This is a genomic window from Nocardia sp. NPDC050712, assembly GCF_040654295.1.
Lineage (GTDB): Bacteria > Actinomycetota > Actinomycetes > Mycobacteriales > Mycobacteriaceae > Nocardia.
Genome location: NZ_JBFAHT010000002.1, coordinates 514,495 through 534,053, shown reverse-complemented (window position 1 = coordinate 534,053; position 19,559 = coordinate 514,495). Strand labels below are relative to the sequence as shown.

Below are 19,559 nucleotides of genomic sequence, written 5' to 3'. Positions count from 1 at the left end.
GCGCCTACCGCCGGGTGAGCAGGGTCCGGGCGAGGGCGGCGTGCAGCGCGGCACTGCCGCGCTGCACGAAATACACGGTGACCAGCGCTACGACACCGATGATCGTGTACAGGACCGTCCGATTGTGGTCGGTGTCCGCGCCCATGATCGTCTCGATGAAGACGTCGTTGCTGTCGCCGTACGGAATGAACCGGCCCCAGAACCAGTAGGTCAAGCCACCCAGCGCCAGCGCCCACCAGACGATCGGCAGCACGAACGTGATGATCGCGATCGGCAGGTTGACCACGGCGTACAGCAGATCCAGCCAGCTCTGCCCCTGCCGGATCGGCGCGGTGAGCCGGCGGAACCAGCCCGCCCCCTCCGGCGCTGCGGCGTAGAGCGGACGTGCTGTGGCCGGGCCCGCCACTTGCCGAAGGCGTACGCGTTCGATGTCGGCGAAGCCGCGTGCGATCAGCAGGGTCAGGGCGAGCAGCGGAATCCCGGCGAAGACCACCGCCGTGCCGATGCTCGCCGCGAAGAGTGGCACAAGAAGGGCGAAGCTGACCACTGCGAGCGGCAGTCCCAAGAAGGTGTAAGCGAAGTCGTGGCCCAGGCGCCGGATCATCATGCAGACGACGCTAGGACCGCGCCCAGCAGGAGGCCATCCCGCCTCGGTAGGGGTCGGGATGCCCCCGGGGAGGGATGACAGCGGTGTCCGAATCGGATAGTTCGCGCTAGCACCCTGCCCTCGGAGGCGATCCCGAATACGCTGATACACATGGCTATTCCGTACGACAAGCGCGACCAGTTCGACAAGATCCAGGAGGGCCTGCTACCCGGGGAGACGATCCTCGCCGTGTACGACGCGATCGGTGTCGGCACCGGATTTCTGGGGCTCACCGACCGCCGCGTGGTCATCCAGGACAACTCTTTCGCCGGCAAGAAGATCGCGATTACCAGCATTCCGTTTTCCCGGATCAGCAGTGTGAGCATCCTGACCAACAAGTCTTTCGCCGGCCAGTTCTTCTCTTCGGGCCATATCGCCATCAGCACCGGCCACCACACCTACGAAGTCGAATTCCGCGGTGACGAGAAAACCCAGCACGTCCACAACGTGATCCTGCACTACATCACGCACTGAACGGGCCCGTAGACTGCGGGTGTGGGTCGTCTGCTGTTCTTCCTGGTCATCGCGGTTGTGCTTGCTGTCGCCGCCTGGTGGATATCCCGGGAGTGGTCCGGCAACCCCGAGCGCGTCGCCGCCGCGAAAGCCGAGGTCAACGGCCATCTCGACCGCATGAGCCGGGAACTGTTCACGCTCGACTCCGAGGAAGGCGCCGCCCTGGCCGCCCTCGCCGAAGCGGTGGACCGCATGAACACGGCCCGCGCTCAGCTGTCCGCCGCGACCACTCTCGGCCAGGTCCGGGTCGCCCGCGAAACCGCCCGCGGCGGAATCTATTTCATCCGCAAAGCGCGCACCACAATGGGCCTGGACCCCGGCCCGCCAATTCCCAAATAGCGAAATGCCGATCGATAGCCGAGCCGAGAAAAAGGGCGCGGACACGAAGCCGACCTGACTCACCGCGCCACCTCTCGCCACTACCATTCATCGGATGAGTGGCGCCGGCGATCCACTGCAGAACGACCACACCAAAAGCACGCCGAGCGCGGATCACGGCGAAACAATAGAGCCCGCTGACCGGGTATCGGTCAACAAACCGGTGTACTTCACGGCCGCCGGGCTGGTTCTCGCGTTCGCGATCTGGGCACTCGTCGCACCCGCCAGCGCGGAAACCGTCGTGGGTGACGTGAAGACCTTCATCTCCACCTGGTTCGGCTGGTGGTATTTCGTCCTCGCGACGGCGATCGTCGGCCTGGTCGTTTTCATCGGCGCCAGCCGGTACGGCAACTACCGGCTGGGGCCGGAGGAGTCCCGCCCGGAGTACAGCCTGTTCACCTGGACGGCGATGCTGTTCGGCGCCGGGATCGGCATCGACCTGATGTTCTTCTCGGTCGCCGAGCCGGTCTACAACTACCTGCGCCCGCCCACCGGTGCGGCCGAGACCAACGAGGCCGCGCGCCAAGCGGTGACCTGGACGCTGTTCCACTACGGCATCTCCGGCTGGGCGATGTACGCGCTGATGGGTAGCGCGCTCGGCTACTACGCCTTCCGGCACAACCTGCCGCTCACGATCCGGGCGGCGCTGTCCCCGATCTTCGGCAAGCGGGTGCACGGCCGGTGGGGTGACGCCATCGACGTCGCCGCGGTGCTCGGCACCATCTTCGGTGTCGCGACCTCGCTCGGCATCGGCATCGTGCAGCTCAACTACGGCCTGCACGAGATGTTCGGTATCCCACAGGGCAAGGCCGCGCAGATCGGGCTGATCGCGCTGTCGGTCCTGGTCACGGTGATCTCCGCGCTGTCGGGCGTCGACAAGGGTATCCGGCGGTTGTCGGAGGCCAACATCATTCTCGCGATCGCGCTGCTGGTCTACATCCTGCTGGCGGGGCGCTCGGACTTCCTGCTCAACGGGCTCGCGCAGAACGCCGGCGACTACATCGCGACGTTCCTCGACCGGACGCTGGACACCTTCGCCTGGGAACGCAACCCGGAAACCGCCAACGAGCCGACCACCTGGCTCGACGCCTGGACGCTGTTCTTCTGGGCCTGGTGGGTGGCCTGGTGCCCGTTCGTCGGCCTGTTCCTGGCGCGCATCTCGCGCGGGCGCACGCTGCGCCAATTCATCTTCGGCGTGCTCGCGGTGCCGTTCAGCTTCATCCTGCTGTGGATCTCGATCTTCGGCAACAGCGCCCTCGAAATCGCCCGGACCGACAAGGAATTCGCCGAGGCGACGGCCGCGCACCCCGAGGTCGGCTTCTATTCCATGCTCCAGCAGTATCCCGGCGCGACGCTGCTGCTCGGCGTCGCGACCATCACCGGCCTGCTGTTCTATGTGACGAGCGCCGACTCGGGTTCGCTCGTCATGGGCAATTTCACCTCGCGCCTGCCCGATCCGATGTCGGACTGCGCGAGCAGCACCCGCATCTCCTGGTCCTTCGCCATCGGGCTGCTCACGCTGTCGATGCTGTTCGCCGGCGCGGGCGGGTCGATCATGACGTTGCAGAACGCCACCATCATCATGGGGTTGCCGTTCTCGTTCGTGCTCGGCCTGATCGCCCTCGGGCTGCTGCGTTCGCTGCACGAGGAGTCCTACAAGCTGGACAGCTATCGCACCGCGTTGCCGAAGGCGATCGCGACCGGACGCGGGAAGTCCGGAGACAATTGGCGTCGCCGAATGCTGGGCACCATGTCCTACCCCGGGGCCGCGGCGACCCGGAAGTTCATCACGAGCACCGTCCTGCCGGCGATGCGGGACGTCACCGACGAGTTCGGCCGGATGGGCGTCACGGCGACCATCGACGATTCCGGCGACAACGAGGGCCTGCCGTATCCGCGCCTGATCGTCGATCAGGCCAGCGATCCCCGGTTCGAGTACGGCGTCTGGCCGGTGTCGGCGCCGACACCGACGTACGCGGTGCTCGCGCAGCGTTCCGGCGACCGCTACTTCCGGTGCGAGGTCTATCTCGCCGAGGGCTCGCAGGGCTACTCGCTGACCGGATACAGCCGGGAGCAGATCATCGGCGACATTCTCGACCAGTACGAACGGCACCTCGGCTACCTGCACCTGCGACGCACCGAGCACGACGAATACGAGTACGAGCCCGACCCGGACAGCCATCCCGAAGGGACCCCCGCGCATGAGTAAGACGCTCTACATCGATGGCGCCTGGCGCGCCGCCGAGTCCGGTGAGACTCGGGAAATACGTTGTCCCGCGGACAATTCCCTGGTCGGCGTCGTCGCCGAGGCGGCGGCGTCCGACACCGAGGCCGCCATCGCCGCGGCCCGCCGGGCCTTCGACAGCGGCCCCTGGCGAGAGACTTCCGCCGGGGAACGCGGCGACCTGCTGCTGCGGGTCGCCGACGCGATCGACACCCGGCGCGACGAGTTCGTCCGCGCCGAGACGCTCGACACCGGCAAACGGCCGTACGAGTCGGACATCGATATGACCGACATCGCCAACTGCTTCCGGTATTTCGGCAAGCTGGCCGCCGAGGACGCCGGGCGGGTCGTCGACGCCGGCTCCCGTGATGTCGACTCCCGGATCGTCTACGAGCCGGTCGGCGTCTGCGGACTCATCACCCCGTGGAACTACCCGCTGTTGCAGGCGGCGTGGAAGGTCGCACCGGCGCTGGCTGCGGGCAACACCTTCGTCCTCAAACCGGCCGAGCTCACGCCGCACACCGCGATTCTGCTGCTGTCGGTGCTGCACGACCTCGAGCTGCCCCCGGGCGTGGCCAACCTCGTGCTGGGCGCGGGCGCCACCGCCGGTGCGCCGCTGTCGGTACACCCCGATGTCGACCTCGTGTCCTTCACCGGCGGCCTCGTCACCGGCAAGGTCATCGCGCGCGAGGCGGCCGCGACCGTGAAGAAGATCGCGCTCGAGCTCGGCGGCAAGAACCCGAATGTCATCTTCGCCGACGCCTGCGATACCGACGAACGACTGGCCGCCGCCGTCGACAATGCCCTGAACGCGGCATTCCTGCATTCCGGCCAGGTGTGCTCGGCCGGCGCGCGGCTCGTCATCGAGGCGTCGGCGCACGACCGCTTCGTCGACGAACTGGTCCGGCGGGCCGAGCAGATCCGGCTCGGGCTGCCCTTCGCCGAGGGCACCGAGTCCGCCCCGCTGATCTCCGCCGCGCACCGCGACAAGGTGCACGCCTATGTCGAGAAGGCCCGCGCCGAGGGCGCCGTCATCCGCACCGGCGGCGAGTTCGCCACCGGCGATCAGGGCTCCGGCAGTCTCGACGACGGCTGGTTCTACCTGCCGACGGTGATCGACGGCGCGACCCGCGAGATGGCGTGCGTGCACGACGAGGCGTTCGGGCCGACCGTCACGGTCGAGACGTTCCGCACCGAGGACGAAGCCGTCGCCATCGCCAACGACACCGAATACGGTCTGGCCGGCGCGGTGTGGTCCTCCGATGCCGCGCGCGCCCGCCGTGTCGGCGCCCGGATCCGCTGCGGCACGTTGTGGATCAACGACTTCGGGCCCTACCTGCCGCAGGCCGAGTGGGGCGGGTTCGGCCGCTCCGGCGTCGGCCGCGAGCTGGGGCCCTCCGGTCTGGCCGAATATCGCGAGCCCAAGCACGTCTACGAGAATCTCCGGCCGGGCGTCACCGGCTGGTTCGCCGAATCCGATGGGAGCCACAGTGTCTGACTACGACTTCGTGATCATCGGCGGCGGATCCGCCGGCGCGGCGGTCGCGTCCCGATTGTCGGAGGACCCGTCGGTGACGGTCTGCCTGCTCGAGGCCGGGCCGAGCGACGTCGGCGACGACGCGATCCTGCGTCTGGACCGCTGGATGGAGCTGCTCGAGTCGGGCTACGACTGGGACTACCCCATCGAGCCGCAGGAGAACGGCAACTCGTTCATGCGGCACGCGCGGGCGAAGGTGCTCGGCGGGTGCTCGTCGCACAACAGCTGTATCGCGTTCTGGGCCCCGCGCGAGGACCTCGATTCCTGGGAACGCGACCACGGTTGCGCCGGTTGGGGTTCGGAGTCGGTGTACCGGCTGTACCCCCAGATCGAAACCAACGACGCACCGGGTGACCACCACGGCCGCAGCGGCCCGGTCCACATCATGACGGTGCCGCCCAACGACCCGTGCGGTGTCGCCCTGCTGGACGCCTGCGAGACCGTCGGCATTCCGCGCACCGAATTCAATTCGGGGCACACCGTCGTCAACGGCGCCAACTTCTTCCAGATCAACTCCCGCGCCGACGGCGTGCGCGCGTCCTCGTCGGTGAGCTACCTGCATCCGAACCTGGAACGGCCCAACCTCACGGTCCGCACCGGTTCGTGGGCGAAGAAGATCGTGATCGAGAACGGGCGGGCCGTCGCCGTCGAGTTCACCGACAACGCGTTCGGGCGCACCAGCCGGGTCACGGCCGGGCGCGAGGTCATCCTTTCCGCCGGTGCCATCGACTCGCCGAAGCTGCTCATGCTCTCCGGCATCGGACCGGCGGATCACCTGCGCGAGATCGGGATCGACGTGCTCGTCGACTCCCCCGGCGTCGGCGCCCACCTGCAGGATCACCCGGAGGGCGTGATCGGCTTCGAGACCAAGCAGCCGATGGTGCGCAGCTCGACCCAGTGGTGGGAGATCGGCATCTTCACCCCGACCGCCGACGGCCTGGACCGGCCCGACCTGATGATGCACTACGGCAGCGTGCCCTTCGATATGCACACCCTGCGCCAGGGATACCCGACCGCCGAGAACACCTTCTGCCTCACCCCGAACGTCACCCAGGCCCGCTCCCGCGGCACCGTCCGGCTGCGCTCCCGCGACTTCCGCGACAAGCCGCGCGTGGACCCGCGCTACTTCACCGACCCCGAAGGCCACGACCTGCGCGTAATGATCGCCGGCTTGCGCAAGGCCCGCGAGATCGCCTCGGCGGCACCGCTTTCCGACTGGGTGGCCCGCGAACTGTATCCGGGACCGGACACCCGATCCGACACCGAGCTGGCCGACTACGTCCGCCGGACCCACAACACCGTCTACCACCCGGTGGGGACGGTCCGGATGGGCGCCGCCGACGACCCGATGAGCCCGCTGGATCCAGAACTGCGGGTCAAGGGTGTCGAGGGCCTGCGCGTCGCCGACGCCTCGGTGTTCCCCGCGCACACGACCGTGAACCCGAACATCACCGTCATGCTCGTCGGTGAGCGCTGCGCCGAACTCGTCCGATAGTTCCGTAGTCACCGTGCGGCTGGACCCGCAGTCGTCACCAGCCAGGAGGGTCCAGCTGTGCTGGCATTGGAACTGATTGTGCTGCTCGGCCTTTCGATAATCCTGTGCGCGCGGCTCGGGGCGCGGATCGGGATCGCGCCCCCGATCCTGCTGCTCGCGGCCGGGGTGCTGCTGTGGTTCGTGCCGCCGATGCGGTCGGTGCACCTGCCGCCGGAGACCATGCTGCTGCTGTTCCTTCCCGCCCTGCTGTATTGGGAGGCGATCACGACCTCCCTGCGCGGGATCCGGCGCGACCTGCGCGGCATCATCCTCTCCAGCACGGTATTGGTGATCGTGAGCGCCGCGGCGGTGGCCGCGGTCGCGCACGCGTTCGGGCTGCCGTGGGGTCCGGCGTGGGTGCTCGGGGCGGCCCTGGCACCCACCGACGCGACCGCGGTCGGCGTCATGGGGCGCATCCTGCCCCGGCGCGACATCACCGTGCTGCGCGCGGAAAGCCTGGTCAACGACGGCACCGCTCTGGTCGTCTACGGCGTTGCCGTGGCGATCACCGTCGGCGCCGAGGACTTCAGTGCCCCGCATATCGGCTGGCTGTTCCTGCTCGCCTACGCCGGCGGGGCCATTGCCGGAGCGGCGGTGGCGTGGCTCGCGGTCCGCATCCGCCGCCGGCTCGACGATCCCGTGCTGATCAACGTGGCCATCCTCGTGACGCCGTTCGCCGCGTTCTGGCTCGCCGAGGAAGTCGGCGCGTCGGGAGTGCTCGCGGTCGTGGTGGCCGGACTGATCATCAGCCAGATCGCGCCGCGGATGGGGCGGGCCGACGCGCGGCGAATGACCGAAACCTCCTGGACCTTGGCCGCCTTCGTGCTCAACGGCAGCCTGTTCGTCCTCATCGGCCTGGAGGCGCAGGCCGCGGCCCGCAATCTGACCAGCGTGACCGTGCTGACCGCGGTGCTGCTGGTCGTGGTCGTGGCGCTCGTGCTCGTGGCGGTCCGTGTGGGATTCCTGTTCGTGTCCGCGTACACGATCCGGCTGCTCGACCGCCGCCCCGAGCAGCGCCTGCGACGGGTGCCGAACCGGGCCCGGGTGGTCAGCGGATTCGCCGGTTTCCGCGGCGCGGTATCGCTCGCCGCGGCCCTCGCCATCCCGGAAAAGCTGTCCTCGGGGCAGGGTTTTCCCGATCGCGACGCGATCATCTTCGTCGCCGCCGGTGTCATCGCCTTCACCCTGGTCGTCCAGGGAGCGCTGCTGCCGGTGGTCGTCCGGTGGGCCCGGCTGCCGGTCGACAACGCCCCGGAGCAGGAACGGCGCTTCGCCGAAACCCACGCCACCGAGGTCGCACTCGACGAACTCCCCGCGCTGGCAGCAGAACTCGGCACCGACCCCGATGTCGCCGAGCGGCTGCGCAACGACTACGACGAGCACCTCCAAGCACTCGCCACCGAGTGCGAGGAGTCGAGCGAGCGCGCCGCGCAGCACGAACAGCAGTACACCGCACTACGTTTGGCCTTGCTGGCGCGCAAACGGGCGGTCGTGGTCGGACTCCGCGACGAGCACCGCATCGATGACGCCGTGCTGCTCGAGCTGCAAACCGCCTTCGACACCGAAGAAGTCCGCCTCACCCGGTACTGAGCACTACACCTCGAGGTGCCCGATCCGGCGGTTGTGCGCGTACACCGCGGCATGGACGCGATCACGGACACCGAGTTTGGTGAGCACATGGGAGACATGGGTTTTCACGGTCTGCTCGCCGATGCCCAGGGCGACGGCGATCTCGGGATTCGTGTAGCCCTTCGCGAGGCACCGCAGCACCTGATGTTCCCGCGGAGTGAGGGTTTCGACTTCCGGGGTGGCGCGGAACGGCTCGAATCCGGCGGACAGGCGGGTGACCAGTTGCCTGGTGAGGTTCGGGTCGATCAGGGCGGTGCCGTGCACCGCCGTGCGGATGGCGGCGAGCAGGTCGGGGCCGGGCGCGGAGCGCGCGAGGAATCCGGCGGCACCGAGATGTAATGCGCGGTACAGATTTTCGTCGGTGTGCTCGGTAGCGAGGGCGAGGATCCTGGTGCCGTCGACGTCGATCGGCCCGGCATCGCCCAAGCCGGGCAGGTCGAGATCGATGAGGGCCACGTCCGGGCGCAGGCGCTGGATCTCCCGGACGGCGGCGTGAGCGTCACCGACTTCCGCGACGCAGGTCATATCCGTTTGGCCCGCGATCGCCGCCCGCATACCCAGCCGGAAGAACACCTGCCCGTCGGCCAGCAGCACCGAAATCGACTGCCCGGACGCGCTCGCCGACCGATCGGGCCGCGGGGCGTCGGGCCGCTGGTCCACCGTGAAGCTGTTCGATCGCGTGTCCGCGTGCGCGGTCGCCACCGACAGGGTCATCGCGGTGATCGCGAGAACCAGCGTGGACACCACGCGCAGCAGCGGGTGGGTCGAGGAGTTCGGAGCCATGGTTTCAGACCGTAGGCTCATCGGCCGCCGATGCCCAGAGACCGGAGCGGGTTCACCGCAGGAACCCCTCGTAATTCCGGTTCAGCACTTGCCCTTCGAGCTGTTTGACCGTGTCCAGGGCGACGCTCACCATGATCAGCGCGGAGGTGCCGCCGAAGGCCAGACTCGCCGCCGAACCGGAAGCGCCGCGACCGAGAATCAGGTTCGGCAGCACCACCACGGCACCGAGATACAGGGATCCGGGCAGGGTGATCCGGTTCAGGACATAGCTCAGATGATCGGCGGTCGGCTTGCCGGGCCGATAGCCGGGGAGGAAGCCGCCGAATTTCTTCATCTCCTCGGCGCGCTCCTGCGGGTTGACGGTGATCGCGACGTAGAAGTAGGAGAAGAAAACGATCAGGGTGAAGTAGCCGGCGATGTGGACCGGATGATTCGGGTCGACCAGATATTTCTGGATGAATTCCTGCACGGCGCCCGAACTCCCCTGCGCGAACTGCGCGAGGAGCGTCGGGATGTAGAGCAGCGACGAGGCGAAGATGACGGGAATGACACCGGCCTGGTTCACCTTCAACGGCAGGTAGGTCGAGGAACCGCCATACATCTTCCGGCCCACCACGCGCTTGGCGTACTGCACCGGAATCCGGCGCTGCCCCTGCTCGATGAAGACCACGCCGACGACGATCGTGGCCATCGCGAGGCAGACCCCGGTGAAGACGAGGCCGCCCTGGCTGTCCAGAATCGACATGCCCTGATCAGGAATCTGCGCGGCGATACCGGCGAGAATGAGCAGCGACATCCCGTTGCCGACACCGCGTTCGGTGATCAGCTCACCGAACCACATGACCAGCGCCGCGCCCGCGGTCATGACGAGCACCGCGGTGATCGCGGCGAAGAGCGAACTGTCGGTGAAGATGGCTTCGGGACACCCGCGTAAGAGCTGGCCGCGCGCGGCCAACGCGACCAGCGTCGAGGCTTGCAGCAATGCCAAGGCCATAGCCAGGTAGCGGGTGTACTGCGCGACTTTCGCCTGACCGGATTGCCCTTCCTGGCGGAGATCCTCGAAACGCGGGATGACGACGGTCAGCAGCTGCGTGATGATGCTCGCGGTGATGAACGGCATGATGCCGACCGCGAACACCGAGAGGTGCAGCATCGAGCCGCCGGAGAAAAGGTTGATGAGCTGATAGATGCCGCCGGATTCACCGCCGGAGTTCAACTCGACGCAGGTGCGGACGGCCCCGAAATCCACACCGGGCGACGGCAGTGTCGTGCCGAGTCGAAATACCGCGAGCAGGCCGAGCGTCCACAGCGCCTTCCGCCGCAATTCCGGGGTTCGGGCAGCCGACACGACGGTGGAAAGCACACGGGCTCCTGAGGGAATCGGCTCGGCGGGGACCGTTCGACGGTAGGGAAATCCGGTGGCCGTCGACGTCGGCCGGAAGACCGATTTCCGGCTCCCCCGATCGGGGGAGGTATGCGCGAGCCACAGAAATCCAAGGGGCGCATCGACTCTCGGCATAGACTGTGCCGTATGTCAGTCCCGCGCTCGACCCTGCGTGCCGAAATCGCATGAGGGCCGTCGTTTACGACCGCTACGGCGGCACCGAGGTGCTCTCGATCACGGACGTCCCGCCACCCTCCCCCGGGCCGAAACAGGTCCTCGTCCAAGTACACGCGACGTCGATCAATCTCTCCGACTGGGAGACGCTGCTGGGCACACCGGTGTATTCGCGCCTCGGTGGGCTCCGGACACCCCGGCGGCCGATTCTCGGATCCGACATCGCCGGACGAGTCGAAGCCGTCGGCTCGGAAGTCACACTGTTCGCACCGGGTGACGAGGTCTACGGCGACAACCTCATGCTCAAGGGCGGATTCGCGGAATACGCCGCCGTCCCCGCATCCGCGCTTGCCCATAAACCGGCGGAGCTGTCCTTCGCCGAGGCGTCGGCCCTCCCGCAGGCGGGCGCGATCGCCCTACAGGGCACCGCCGACATCGCCTCCGGCATGTCGGTCCTGATCAACGGCGCGGGCGGCGGATCCGGAGCCTTCGCGATCCAGTTGGCCAAGCAGGCCGGCGCACACGTGACCGGCGTCGACAACGCCGCCAAACTCGCGTTCATGCGCTCCCTGGGCGCCGACGAGGTCATCGACTACCGCACCCAGGACTTCACCCGGACCGGCCCCTACGACCGAGTACTCGACCTCGTCGCCCACCGCTCGGTCTTCGCCTACCGCAGATCGCTCACGCGCGGCGGGCGATACCGCTGCGTCGGCGGCACCACCCGCGCACTACTGCGGACAGCCACACTCGGCGTCGCCGCCGGACTGGTGACCGGCCGCAGGCTCGGAGTCCTCGCGGTCAAGGAAGGACCCGCGCACTTCACACCCCTCGCCGAGTCCTGTGTAGCGGGCCGGATCGGCATCCACATCGACCGCACCTTCCCCCTCGAGGAGACCGCCGACGCACTCGCCTACGTCGGTGCGGGACGCGCCCTCGGCAAAGTGGTGGTCCAGATCCGCTGAGCGTTCGGTTCACGCCCGCACTTGATCGTGACTGTCGGCGAAGTCCAAGAAGCGCGGAATGACCTGGTCCGGGTTCGCCCACATCAGATCGTGGCCGATGCCCGGGTAGGTTTCGACTTCTACCGATCGGATGTGGGTGCGGGCGCGGGATGCTCCGAGGTCGGGATCGCTGACCACTGTCTCGGCGCCGAAAAGGATCAGGCTCGGGGTGGTGATGGCCTCCAGTTGTTCGTCGGTGAACGGGCGGTCCCAGGGCACTCCCGAGCGGAACTTCAAGGTCGCCATGGCTACGGCGAATTCTTCCTCGGTGAGCTCGAGGCCGGGCATCAGCCACTTGTTCAGCTTTCGCATGCGCTCGGGGGTCGGCCGCATGCCCGCCTTCAGGAACTTGAACAGCAGCCCCCAGCTCGGCTTGGCGAAGGTGGCCCCGCTCGGCTCGATCATGGTCATACTCGCCAGCCGGTCGGAGTGATACACCGCGACCACTCCGGCCAGCCAGGCGCCGTAGGAGTTCCCGGCGAGGTGTACCCGAGCGGCGCCGAGGCCGTCGAACACCTCGACCATCCACTTGCCGATATCCGCGGCGTCACGCAGCGGTGCGGTCTGCACGCAGCGCCCGGCCCAGCCGATGACGTCCGGCGTGTAGACGACATGGTCGCGGGCCAGATCCGCGATGAACCGATGCCAGACCAGACCGTTGCCGCCGATGCCCGGCAGCACCACGATCGGCGCACCCTCCCCACTCCCCGATCTGCGCACTCGCGTTGTCCCGAAGGATGTTTCGACATCGAGATCCGTCGACGGCACCGGCCAGTTCGCCGCGGCGGCGTCGTACAGGCGCAGGAATTCGGTCTTCGCTTCGGCGCTGGTGAATCGCCCCAACTTCGGCATGAGCCTCCCCTTCATCGTTTTATGATATGAATGTATCACGGATGCGATACGTGCGTACCATATAGATCCGAAAGGGTTCCCCACACGAAAGAAGGCAGCAGGTCACGTGCCCCGATTGGTCGACCACGAGGTGCGGCGACGCCAGATCACCGCTGCCGTAAGACAAGTCATCGTCAGCGGCGGCCTGGAAGCCGTGACCTTTCAAACCGTCGCCGCCGAAGCCGGAATCTCGGTACGGCTCGTGCAGTACTACTTCGGCACCAAGAAGGACTTCCTCCTGGCGACCCACCGCTCGGTCATGGAGGACGCCGGCGCGCGGTTCCTGCAACGGTGGACCGCCCTCGGCCCGGACGCGTCACCCCGCGAGACCATCCGCGCGGTACTGACCGAACTCCTGCCGCTCGACGACCAACGCCGCGAGGAGACATTCGTGCTCGGCGCCTTCGGCTGGGCCGCGATCGTCGACCGGGGCATCACCGCCGAGGAAACCTTCGCGGCACCGAGAGCTCTGGTCGCGATCGTCGCCGATCAACTCCGCCGCCTCCAGCGCACCGCCCCGAGCAACCCCGAACTCGACGCCCAGCTCATCGGCATGGCGATCGGCGGCCTCGCCCAGGGCATGCTCCAGGGGTTCAGCAGCCCGGCAGCCGCGGTCGAACTGGTCGACCACCTCCTCGATCGCCTACTCGGCGCGGATACACCCGGGTGACGCGGCGGGTTTCAGGTGCGACGATGTTCGCCCATGAGCAGCTACGTCCTCGCGATTGACCTCGGAAAGACCGGCTGCCGGGGCTCCCTGCGGGCCGGCGGGCAGCAGACTCGGTTCGCGGAAGGCGCGGGCGCGCCCGGGCTGGCGAACGCGGGCGGGGTCGTTGCGGCGGAGCGGGCGATTCTGGCCGTTGTCGAGAAGCTTTCGACAACAACGGATTTCGCGCTGTCCATCGGTGCCGCGGGAGCCGCCTCCGCCCCGGAGGCCGCCGCGCTCCTGGCACGGCAACTGGCCGAACGTACCGGCGCGACCGCGGTCGCCGTGGCTTCCGACGCCGTGACCGCCCACGCCGGGGCGCTCGGCGGATCACCCGGTGTCGTGCTGGCCGCGGGCACCGGCGCCGTCGCGACCGCGGTCGACGACGCGGGATGCTTCACCCGCGTCGACGGGTGGGGCCCACTGCTGGGCGACGAGGGCAGCGGCGGCTGGATCGGCCTCGAAGGCCTGCGGGCCGCACTGCGTGCGTACGACGGCCGTGGACCACGCACGACACTGGTCGACGCCGTCGGCGAACGCTATGACATCACCCTGGCCGACCTGCCGAGATTCCTCGGCCAGCAGGACAATCCGGCGCTGACCGCCGCGCGATTCGCACCCGCCGTCGCCGCGGCCGCCGCCACCGACGAGACCGCCGCGGCCATCATGACGGCCGCGGGCCACGCCCTGGGCCGGTCCGTTCGCACCGCGATCGAGGTGTCCGGCCTGCGCCCGCCGGTGCCGTGCGCGATCACCGGCGGCCTGGTCAATCTCGGTGCGGCACTGCTGGAGCCACTGGAACGCACGATCGAGTCGGTCATCGACCGTCGCGCTCCCCTCGGCCAGCCGATCGACGGTGCCGCTCTCTTGGCCACCGACACCACTACCGCCCTGGAGGCATTGGTCCTCCGAATCCTCTGACAAATATTGACAGAGTTGCTGTGACGGCTGACACTTACTTGCAATCGATCCACTGCGTCACCGGGGAGCTGCGATGAACGCACTCAATCTCGCCGTCATCGTCATCTACCTCGTCACCGTCGCGTGGATCGGCCTACGGCTGTCCGGCAAACAGAAATCGAGCACCGACTACTTCGTCGTCGACGGCCGAATGCCTTGGTGGACAGTCTGTTTCTCGGTCGTGGCCACCGAGACCAGCGTGCTCACCGTCATCTCCATCCCCGGCGGCGCGTACACCGACCAGGGCTTCGGCAACGTCGAACTGGCGATCGGCTACATCATCGGCCGCACGGTCGTCGCCGTCGTGCTGATCCCGCTGTACAAGCGCGGTGGTTTCGTCAGCGCGTATCAGTACCTCGAACTGCGCTTCGGCCGCTATCTCCAGGGTGTCGCGTCGGTGACGTTCGTCTTCACCCGGCTGCTCGCCGAGGGCGTGCGGCTGTTCGCCTCCGCCATCCCGATCAAGTTGCTGCTCAGCGAGTTCGGCCTCACCATCGGCTACGACGTCATCATCGTCGCGCTGACGCTGCTGACCGTGGTCTACACCTACCTCGGCGGCATCAAGGCGGTCATCTGGACCGACGCACTACAGATGGGCCTCTATCTGCTCGGTGCGATCATCGCGATCTGCGTCCTCACCGGCCGCGTCGGCGCCGACGGCTACTCGGATGCGCTGGCCGCGGGCAAGTTCCGCGTCTTCGACACCGACTTCGATCTCGCGCACATCCTCACCAGCAGCTTCGCGCTGCCGACCGCGATCCTGGGCGGCGCGATCTTCGCCATGGCCTCGCACGGCTCCGACCAGCTGATCGTGCAGCGCATCCTGGCGACGCGGTCGCTCCGGGACAGCCAGAAGGCGATGATCGCCTCCGGCGTCTTCGTCGCCGTGCAGTTCGCGGCCTTCTCCCTGGTCGGTGCGCTGCTGTGGTCCTACAACGACGGCAAGACGCCCAAGGAGCTCGGCCTGTCCAGCGCGGACAGCCTCTACCCCGACTTCATCCTGCACGGGCTGCCGGTGGTGGTCTCCGGCCTGCTGGTCGCCGGAATCCTCGGCGCGGCGATGGGATCACTGTCCTCGGCCCTGAACTCGATGGCGAATTCGACTGTCGCGGACATCATTCGAAGTTTCAGTCGCCGGACGCTGCCCGATGAGGCGATGCTGCGGCTGGCGCGCATCATGACGCTGGTGTGGGCCGTGCTGATGGCGTTGTGCGCGATGGGTTTCAGCGCGACGACCGGCAATGTGTACCTCACCGCGCTGACGATCGCCGGCTACACCTACGGCGCCCTGCTCGGCGCGTTCCTGCTCGGCCGGCTCGTCAAGCGCGCCAACCAGTTCGACGCGGTCGTCGCCTTCGTCGTCACCGTGATCGTGATGACCTTCGTGGTGCGGGTGATCAAGATCGACGTGACGGTGGCGGGCAAGGTGACCGAAAAGGGCATCGCCGCCCAGTGGTTGGTGCCGATCGGCGTAATCGTCACCCTCGTCGTCGGCGGGATCACCTCGCGCTTCCATCCCGCGCCCGCCGCTCCCGAGCCGGACCCGGTGGCGGCGGTGGCGTGATGCGGGTCATCGGACTGATGTCGGGCACTTCGCACGATGCGATCGACGCCGTCGGCGCGGAGATCGATCTGCGGGACGACACCCTGCACATCCGCATCGCCGGGCTGCTCAGCCGGCCCTATCCCGAACCGCTGCGCGCCGAGCTGATCGCCGCCTTGCCGCCGGGATCGATCGACATGGCGGCGGTGTGCCGCCTGGACACCGCGATCGGCCAGGAATTCGCGGCGGTCGCCGTCGCCGCGAACACCGAATTGTTCGACGGCGCAGCTGATCTCGTCGCCTCGCACGGCCAGACGGTGTACCACTGGGTGTCGCAGGGCACAACGCACGGCACCCTCCAGCTCGGTCAGCCCGCGTGGATCGCCGAGCGGACCGGCCTGCCGGTCGTCAGCGATTTCCGGGCGCGCGATATCGCCGCGGGCGGACAGGGTGCGCCGCTGGTCGGCCTGTTCGACGTGCTGTGGCTGGCGGGGCGTCCCGGCCGCGCGGCCGCGCTCAATATCGGCGGGATCGCGAACGTGACCGTCACCGGCGACTCCCCAGCGGCGTTCGACACCGGACCGGGAAACGCGCTGATCGATGCCGCCGTCGCGATGGCCACCGACGGTACCGAGCACTTCGACCGCGCGGGGGCGCGGGCCGCGCGCGGTTCGGTCGATCACGAACTGCTGAAACACCTTCTCGCAGAACCGTATTACTCCGCGCCGCCACCCAAATCCACCGGCAAGGAACTGTTCAACCGCGCCTACCTGGAGCGCGTGTTGCGCGGCGGGCCGCTCGCGCCCAACGATATCGTCGCCACTGTGACCGCCCTGACCGCACACACCATCGCCGACGCGCTCGGACCGCACGCGCCCACCGAGGTCATCGCCTCGGGCGGCGGAACCCGCAACCCGACCCTGCTGGCGATGCTGCGGCAACGACTGGGCACCGCGCGGTTGCGCACCTCCGACGAACTGGGCCTGCCTTCGGCGGCGAAGGAGGCCACCGCCTTCGCCGTGCTCGGTTTCCTCACCGCGCACGGCCTGACCGGCAGCTACGCCGCGTGCACCGGGGCGGCGCACGCCACCGTGCTCGGTTCGGTCACCCCCGGGGCCGCCGGATTCGCGTTCCCCGCGACACCGTCCACACCGCCCCGGCGACTAACGGTGACGGGATGAGCGCCATGGCCGCCGGTGACGACGTCCGCACCCGGCTTCTCACGGCGATCCCGCGGCTGACCCCGAGCGGGCTGAAGGTCGCGCGCGTGATCCAGCACGATCCCTCCGGTGTCGCGCAGCTGACGGTGAACCAGCTCGCGGAGCGGTCCGACACCAGTACCTCCGCGGTCGTCCGGCTGGCCAAAACGCTCGGTTACGACGGCTACCCCCAACTGCGGCTCGCGCTCGCCGCCGCCGGTACCGAGGACGGCTCACCGGTGTTCGCCACCGATATCGACGCCGGTGACGAACTGTCGAAGGTGCTGCACAAGCTGACAGCCTTCGAGACCGAGGGGATGCTGGCCACCGCGGATCTCGCCGACCCCGCGACGATCGAGGCGGTCGTCGACGCGCTGGTCGGGGCGCGGCGCGTGCAACTCATCGGCATCGGCGCCTCCGGGCTCGTCGCGATGGATATGGCGCAGAAGCTCACCCGGATCGGAATGTGGTGCGGTGCCTGCACCTCCGAGGACGACGCGCTCGTGCAGGCGAGCCTGCTGGAGGCCGGGGATGTGATCGTCGCCTTCTCCCACTCCGGCGAGACCGCCGGAATCATCGAGGCGGTCGAGCACGCGGCCGACCGACACGCCACGACGGTGGCCGTGACGGCCGGAGCCCAGTCGAAACTGGCCCGGGTTGCGCGGCATACCGTGCTCGTGGCCGGACGGGAGGACGGTTTCCGGTCCGCGGCCCTGGCGAGTCGAATGAGTCAGCTACTGATCGTCGACACCCTCTACGTCGGTGTCCTGCAACGTACTCCGTCCGCGCACGCCGCGCTCCGCCGCACCTACGACGCTGTCGTGGATCGCCGAAAGAAGGAGGGCCGGTGAATTCTCGGCCGCACCGGATCGCAGCCCTGACCACCGAACTCGCCAACCCGCGCACCGCCACGCTCGACTCGATGCCGGTCGAGGAGTTGCTGCGCGCCATGAACGCCGAGGACGCGGGGGTGGCTGCCGCTGTGGCGCAGGCGATTCCAGCGATCACCCGGGCCGTCGAGCACCTCGTCGAGGCCCGGCGGGGCGGCGGCAGACTGATCTACATCGGGGCCGGCACCAGCGGCAGGCTCGGCGTCCTGGACGCGGTCGAATGCCCGCCCACCTTCGGCATCGATCCCCGCGAGGTGCTCGGCCTCATCGCGGGCGGCCCCGACGCTTTCACGCAGGCGGTCGAAGGCGCGGAAGACGATCCGGCCCGCGCCGAACAGGACCTGTCCGCGGTGCATCTCACCGCCGCCGACGCTGTCGTGGCGCTGGCGGCGAGCGGCCGAACCCCCTATGCCATCGGGGCTTTGCGTTACGGACGCGCGGTCGGCGCCACCACGATCGCGATCTCCTGCAACCGCAACGCCGAAACCAGCGCGCACGCCGACGTGGCCATCGAGATCGAGACCGGCCCGGAGGTCCTGACCGGTTCCACCCGCCTCAAAGCCGGTACCGCGCAGAAGATGGTGTGCAACATGCTCACGACCGCGACCATGGTTCAGGACGGCAAGGTCTACGGCAATCTGATGGTGGACGTGCACCCCACCAACGCCAAACTCGTCGACCGCGCCCGCCGCATCGTCGCCGAGGCCACGGGCATCGATCTGCGCACTGCCGCAGCACTTCTCGACGCCGCGGACGGGCACCCGAAGACCGCGATCGTCATGCAATTGGCCGGGGTCGACGCGGCGGCTGCCCGCGCACTGCTGGTGCGGTCGAATGGATTCGTGCGGGCGGCCACGTCGCCTACAGGAGCGTGAATCCATCGGCTCAGGCCGACGCTTCCCACACATACCCATCCAGATCGGTGAACGACCCCAAGCTGCTGTCCAAGACCAGACGATGCGACCCGCTGCCCTCCAGCGACACCCCAGCCTCCTTGGCCGCGGCCTTACGCGGATACAACGCCAGAGTGACCGGCGAGCCCGGGTTCGAGAACTCGGCATACTTACCACCGAAACTCTTCGACACCGTCATGCCGCGCTCGACCAGGAACGCCTTGCTGGCCTTCACATCCGCCACCCCCTGCAACAGCACCAGGTCCTCGATCTCCCGGGTGAAGGGGCCCTCGTCCTTCTTCTTCGAGGTCGCGATCTTCCAGATCGTGCCCTCCGGCGCCTGGACCACCGCGCTGTAACCCCACAGGCTCTTCTTCGCGGGCTTGAGAATCGCGAATCCGGCCTCGACCGCGGTCCCGACGAGGCTGTCGACGGTGGAGGGCTGTGCAACAACCAGGGACAGAATGAATCCCCGGAACCCGGACGTCGGTGCCTGGGAGGCCCGGAACCCGAGCCGCTCCCCCAACCCGAACGCGGTCTCGTAGATCGCGGCGGACGCTTCGGGGTCGGTCACCTCGAGGTGAATGTTGATATCGGTGCTGTTCTTCGTGTTGATTTCCATGCTCATAACGGTAGGCACGGGACCTGCTGGTCACATCCGTGCCGACCAC

General features: G+C 68.1%; 18 protein-coding genes. 13 read left to right on the top strand and 5 right to left on the bottom strand.

What is annotated here, in order from left to right; translation table 11 throughout:
- Positions 1-4: 4 nt before the first annotated feature.
- Positions 5-607 (bottom strand): sensor domain-containing protein, encoded by a 603-nt coding sequence (locus AB0H76_RS12885; protein ID WP_357321855.1) that lies wholly within the window; start codon positions 605-607, stop codon positions 5-7.
- 150 nt (positions 608-757) lie between these two features.
- Between AB0H76_RS12885 and AB0H76_RS12880 the strand changes: the two genes are divergently transcribed.
- From AB0H76_RS12880 to AB0H76_RS12855, 6 genes are all read left to right on the top strand, one after another.
- Positions 758-1,120, top strand: a complete 363-nt coding sequence (locus tag AB0H76_RS12880; RefSeq protein WP_357321852.1) for a PH domain-containing protein — start codon at positions 758-760, stop codon at positions 1,118-1,120.
- A 21-nt stretch (positions 1,121-1,141) separates the two neighbouring features.
- On the top strand, positions 1,142-1,498 hold the full coding sequence (locus AB0H76_RS12875; RefSeq protein ID WP_357321849.1) for a hypothetical protein: 357 nt from the start codon (positions 1,142-1,144) through the stop codon (positions 1,496-1,498).
- Positions 1,499-1,592: 94 nt separating this feature from the next.
- Positions 1,593-3,746 carry a choline BCCT transporter BetT gene (betT, locus tag AB0H76_RS12870; RefSeq protein ID WP_357321846.1) on the top strand — a complete coding sequence of 718 codons (2,154 nt, stop codon included), beginning with the start codon at positions 1,593-1,595 and terminating at the stop codon, positions 3,744-3,746.
- Positions 3,739-5,259, top strand: a complete 1,521-nt coding sequence (locus AB0H76_RS12865) for an aldehyde dehydrogenase family protein (protein WP_357321843.1) — start codon at positions 3,739-3,741, stop codon at positions 5,257-5,259. Before betT ends, AB0H76_RS12865 begins: the two co-directional genes overlap by 8 nt.
- Entirely contained in the window at positions 5,240-6,793 is a 1,554-nt protein-coding gene (locus AB0H76_RS12860) for a GMC oxidoreductase (protein ID WP_357321840.1), read from the top strand. The genes AB0H76_RS12865 and AB0H76_RS12860 overlap by 20 nt, the downstream gene beginning before the upstream one ends.
- A 57-nt stretch (positions 6,794-6,850) precedes the next feature.
- Entirely contained in the window at positions 6,851-8,422 is a 1,572-nt protein-coding gene (locus AB0H76_RS12855) for a Na+/H+ antiporter (RefSeq protein WP_357321837.1), read from the top strand.
- A gap of 3 nt (positions 8,423-8,425) precedes the next feature.
- On the opposite strand, the gene AB0H76_RS12850 is transcribed toward AB0H76_RS12855, so the two are convergent.
- The gene (locus AB0H76_RS12850; RefSeq protein ID WP_357321835.1) at positions 8,426-9,244 is read right to left on the bottom strand and encodes a response regulator transcription factor; all 819 of its coding nucleotides are present in this window, start codon (positions 9,242-9,244) and stop codon (positions 8,426-8,428) included.
- Between the two features lie 52 nt (positions 9,245-9,296).
- Positions 9,297-10,607 carry a preprotein translocase subunit SecY gene (gene secY / locus AB0H76_RS12845; RefSeq protein ID WP_357321832.1) on the bottom strand — a complete coding sequence of 437 codons (1,311 nt, stop codon included), beginning with the start codon at positions 10,605-10,607 and terminating at the stop codon, positions 9,297-9,299.
- A gap of 206 nt (positions 10,608-10,813) precedes the next feature.
- Between secY and AB0H76_RS12840 the strand changes: the two genes are divergently transcribed.
- A complete protein-coding gene (locus AB0H76_RS12840; protein ID WP_357321829.1) occupies positions 10,814-11,767 on the top strand; it encodes an NAD(P)-dependent alcohol dehydrogenase in 954 nt (317 codons plus the stop codon).
- A gap of 9 nt (positions 11,768-11,776) precedes the next feature.
- On the opposite strand, the gene AB0H76_RS12835 is transcribed toward AB0H76_RS12840, so the two are convergent.
- Positions 11,777-12,658, bottom strand: coding sequence for an alpha/beta hydrolase (locus tag AB0H76_RS12835; RefSeq protein ID WP_357321826.1), 882 nt, complete (start codon positions 12,656-12,658; stop codon positions 11,777-11,779).
- Between the two features lie 106 nt (positions 12,659-12,764).
- Here AB0H76_RS12835 and AB0H76_RS12830 point away from each other — a divergent pair, with 106 nt between their 5' ends.
- The 6 genes from AB0H76_RS12830 (at position 12,765) to murQ (ending at position 18,870) form a co-directional block, all read left to right on the top strand.
- Complete coding sequence (locus AB0H76_RS12830; RefSeq protein WP_357321823.1) at positions 12,765-13,367, top strand: TetR/AcrR family transcriptional regulator; 603 nt, start codon at positions 12,765-12,767, stop codon at positions 13,365-13,367.
- Positions 13,368-13,400: 33 nt separating this feature from the next.
- On the top strand, positions 13,401-14,324 hold the full coding sequence (locus tag AB0H76_RS12825) for a BadF/BadG/BcrA/BcrD ATPase family protein (protein ID WP_357321820.1): 924 nt from the start codon (positions 13,401-13,403) through the stop codon (positions 14,322-14,324).
- A gap of 73 nt (positions 14,325-14,397) precedes the next feature.
- A complete protein-coding gene (locus AB0H76_RS12820; RefSeq protein WP_357321817.1) occupies positions 14,398-15,927 on the top strand; it encodes a sodium:solute symporter in 1,530 nt (509 codons plus the stop codon).
- Complete coding sequence (locus tag AB0H76_RS12815; protein ID WP_357321814.1) at positions 15,927-17,087, top strand: anhydro-N-acetylmuramic acid kinase; 1,161 nt, start codon at positions 15,927-15,929, stop codon at positions 17,085-17,087. Before AB0H76_RS12820 ends, AB0H76_RS12815 begins: the two co-directional genes overlap by 1 nt.
- Positions 17,084-17,956: a MurR/RpiR family transcriptional regulator gene (locus AB0H76_RS12810; protein WP_357321811.1), complete on the top strand. Its 873-nt coding sequence runs from the start codon at positions 17,084-17,086 to the stop codon at positions 17,954-17,956. Before AB0H76_RS12815 ends, AB0H76_RS12810 begins: the two co-directional genes overlap by 4 nt.
- Positions 17,953-18,870, top strand: a complete 918-nt coding sequence (murQ, locus tag AB0H76_RS12805; protein WP_357321808.1) for an N-acetylmuramic acid 6-phosphate etherase — start codon at positions 17,953-17,955, stop codon at positions 18,868-18,870. Before AB0H76_RS12810 ends, murQ begins: the two co-directional genes overlap by 4 nt.
- Positions 18,871-18,880: 10 nt before the next feature.
- Here the strand turns inward: murQ and AB0H76_RS12800 are convergent, their stop codons facing one another.
- Complete coding sequence (locus AB0H76_RS12800) at positions 18,881-19,510, bottom strand: glyoxalase (RefSeq protein ID WP_357321806.1); 630 nt, start codon at positions 19,508-19,510, stop codon at positions 18,881-18,883.
- Positions 19,511-19,559: the final 49 nt, after the last annotated feature.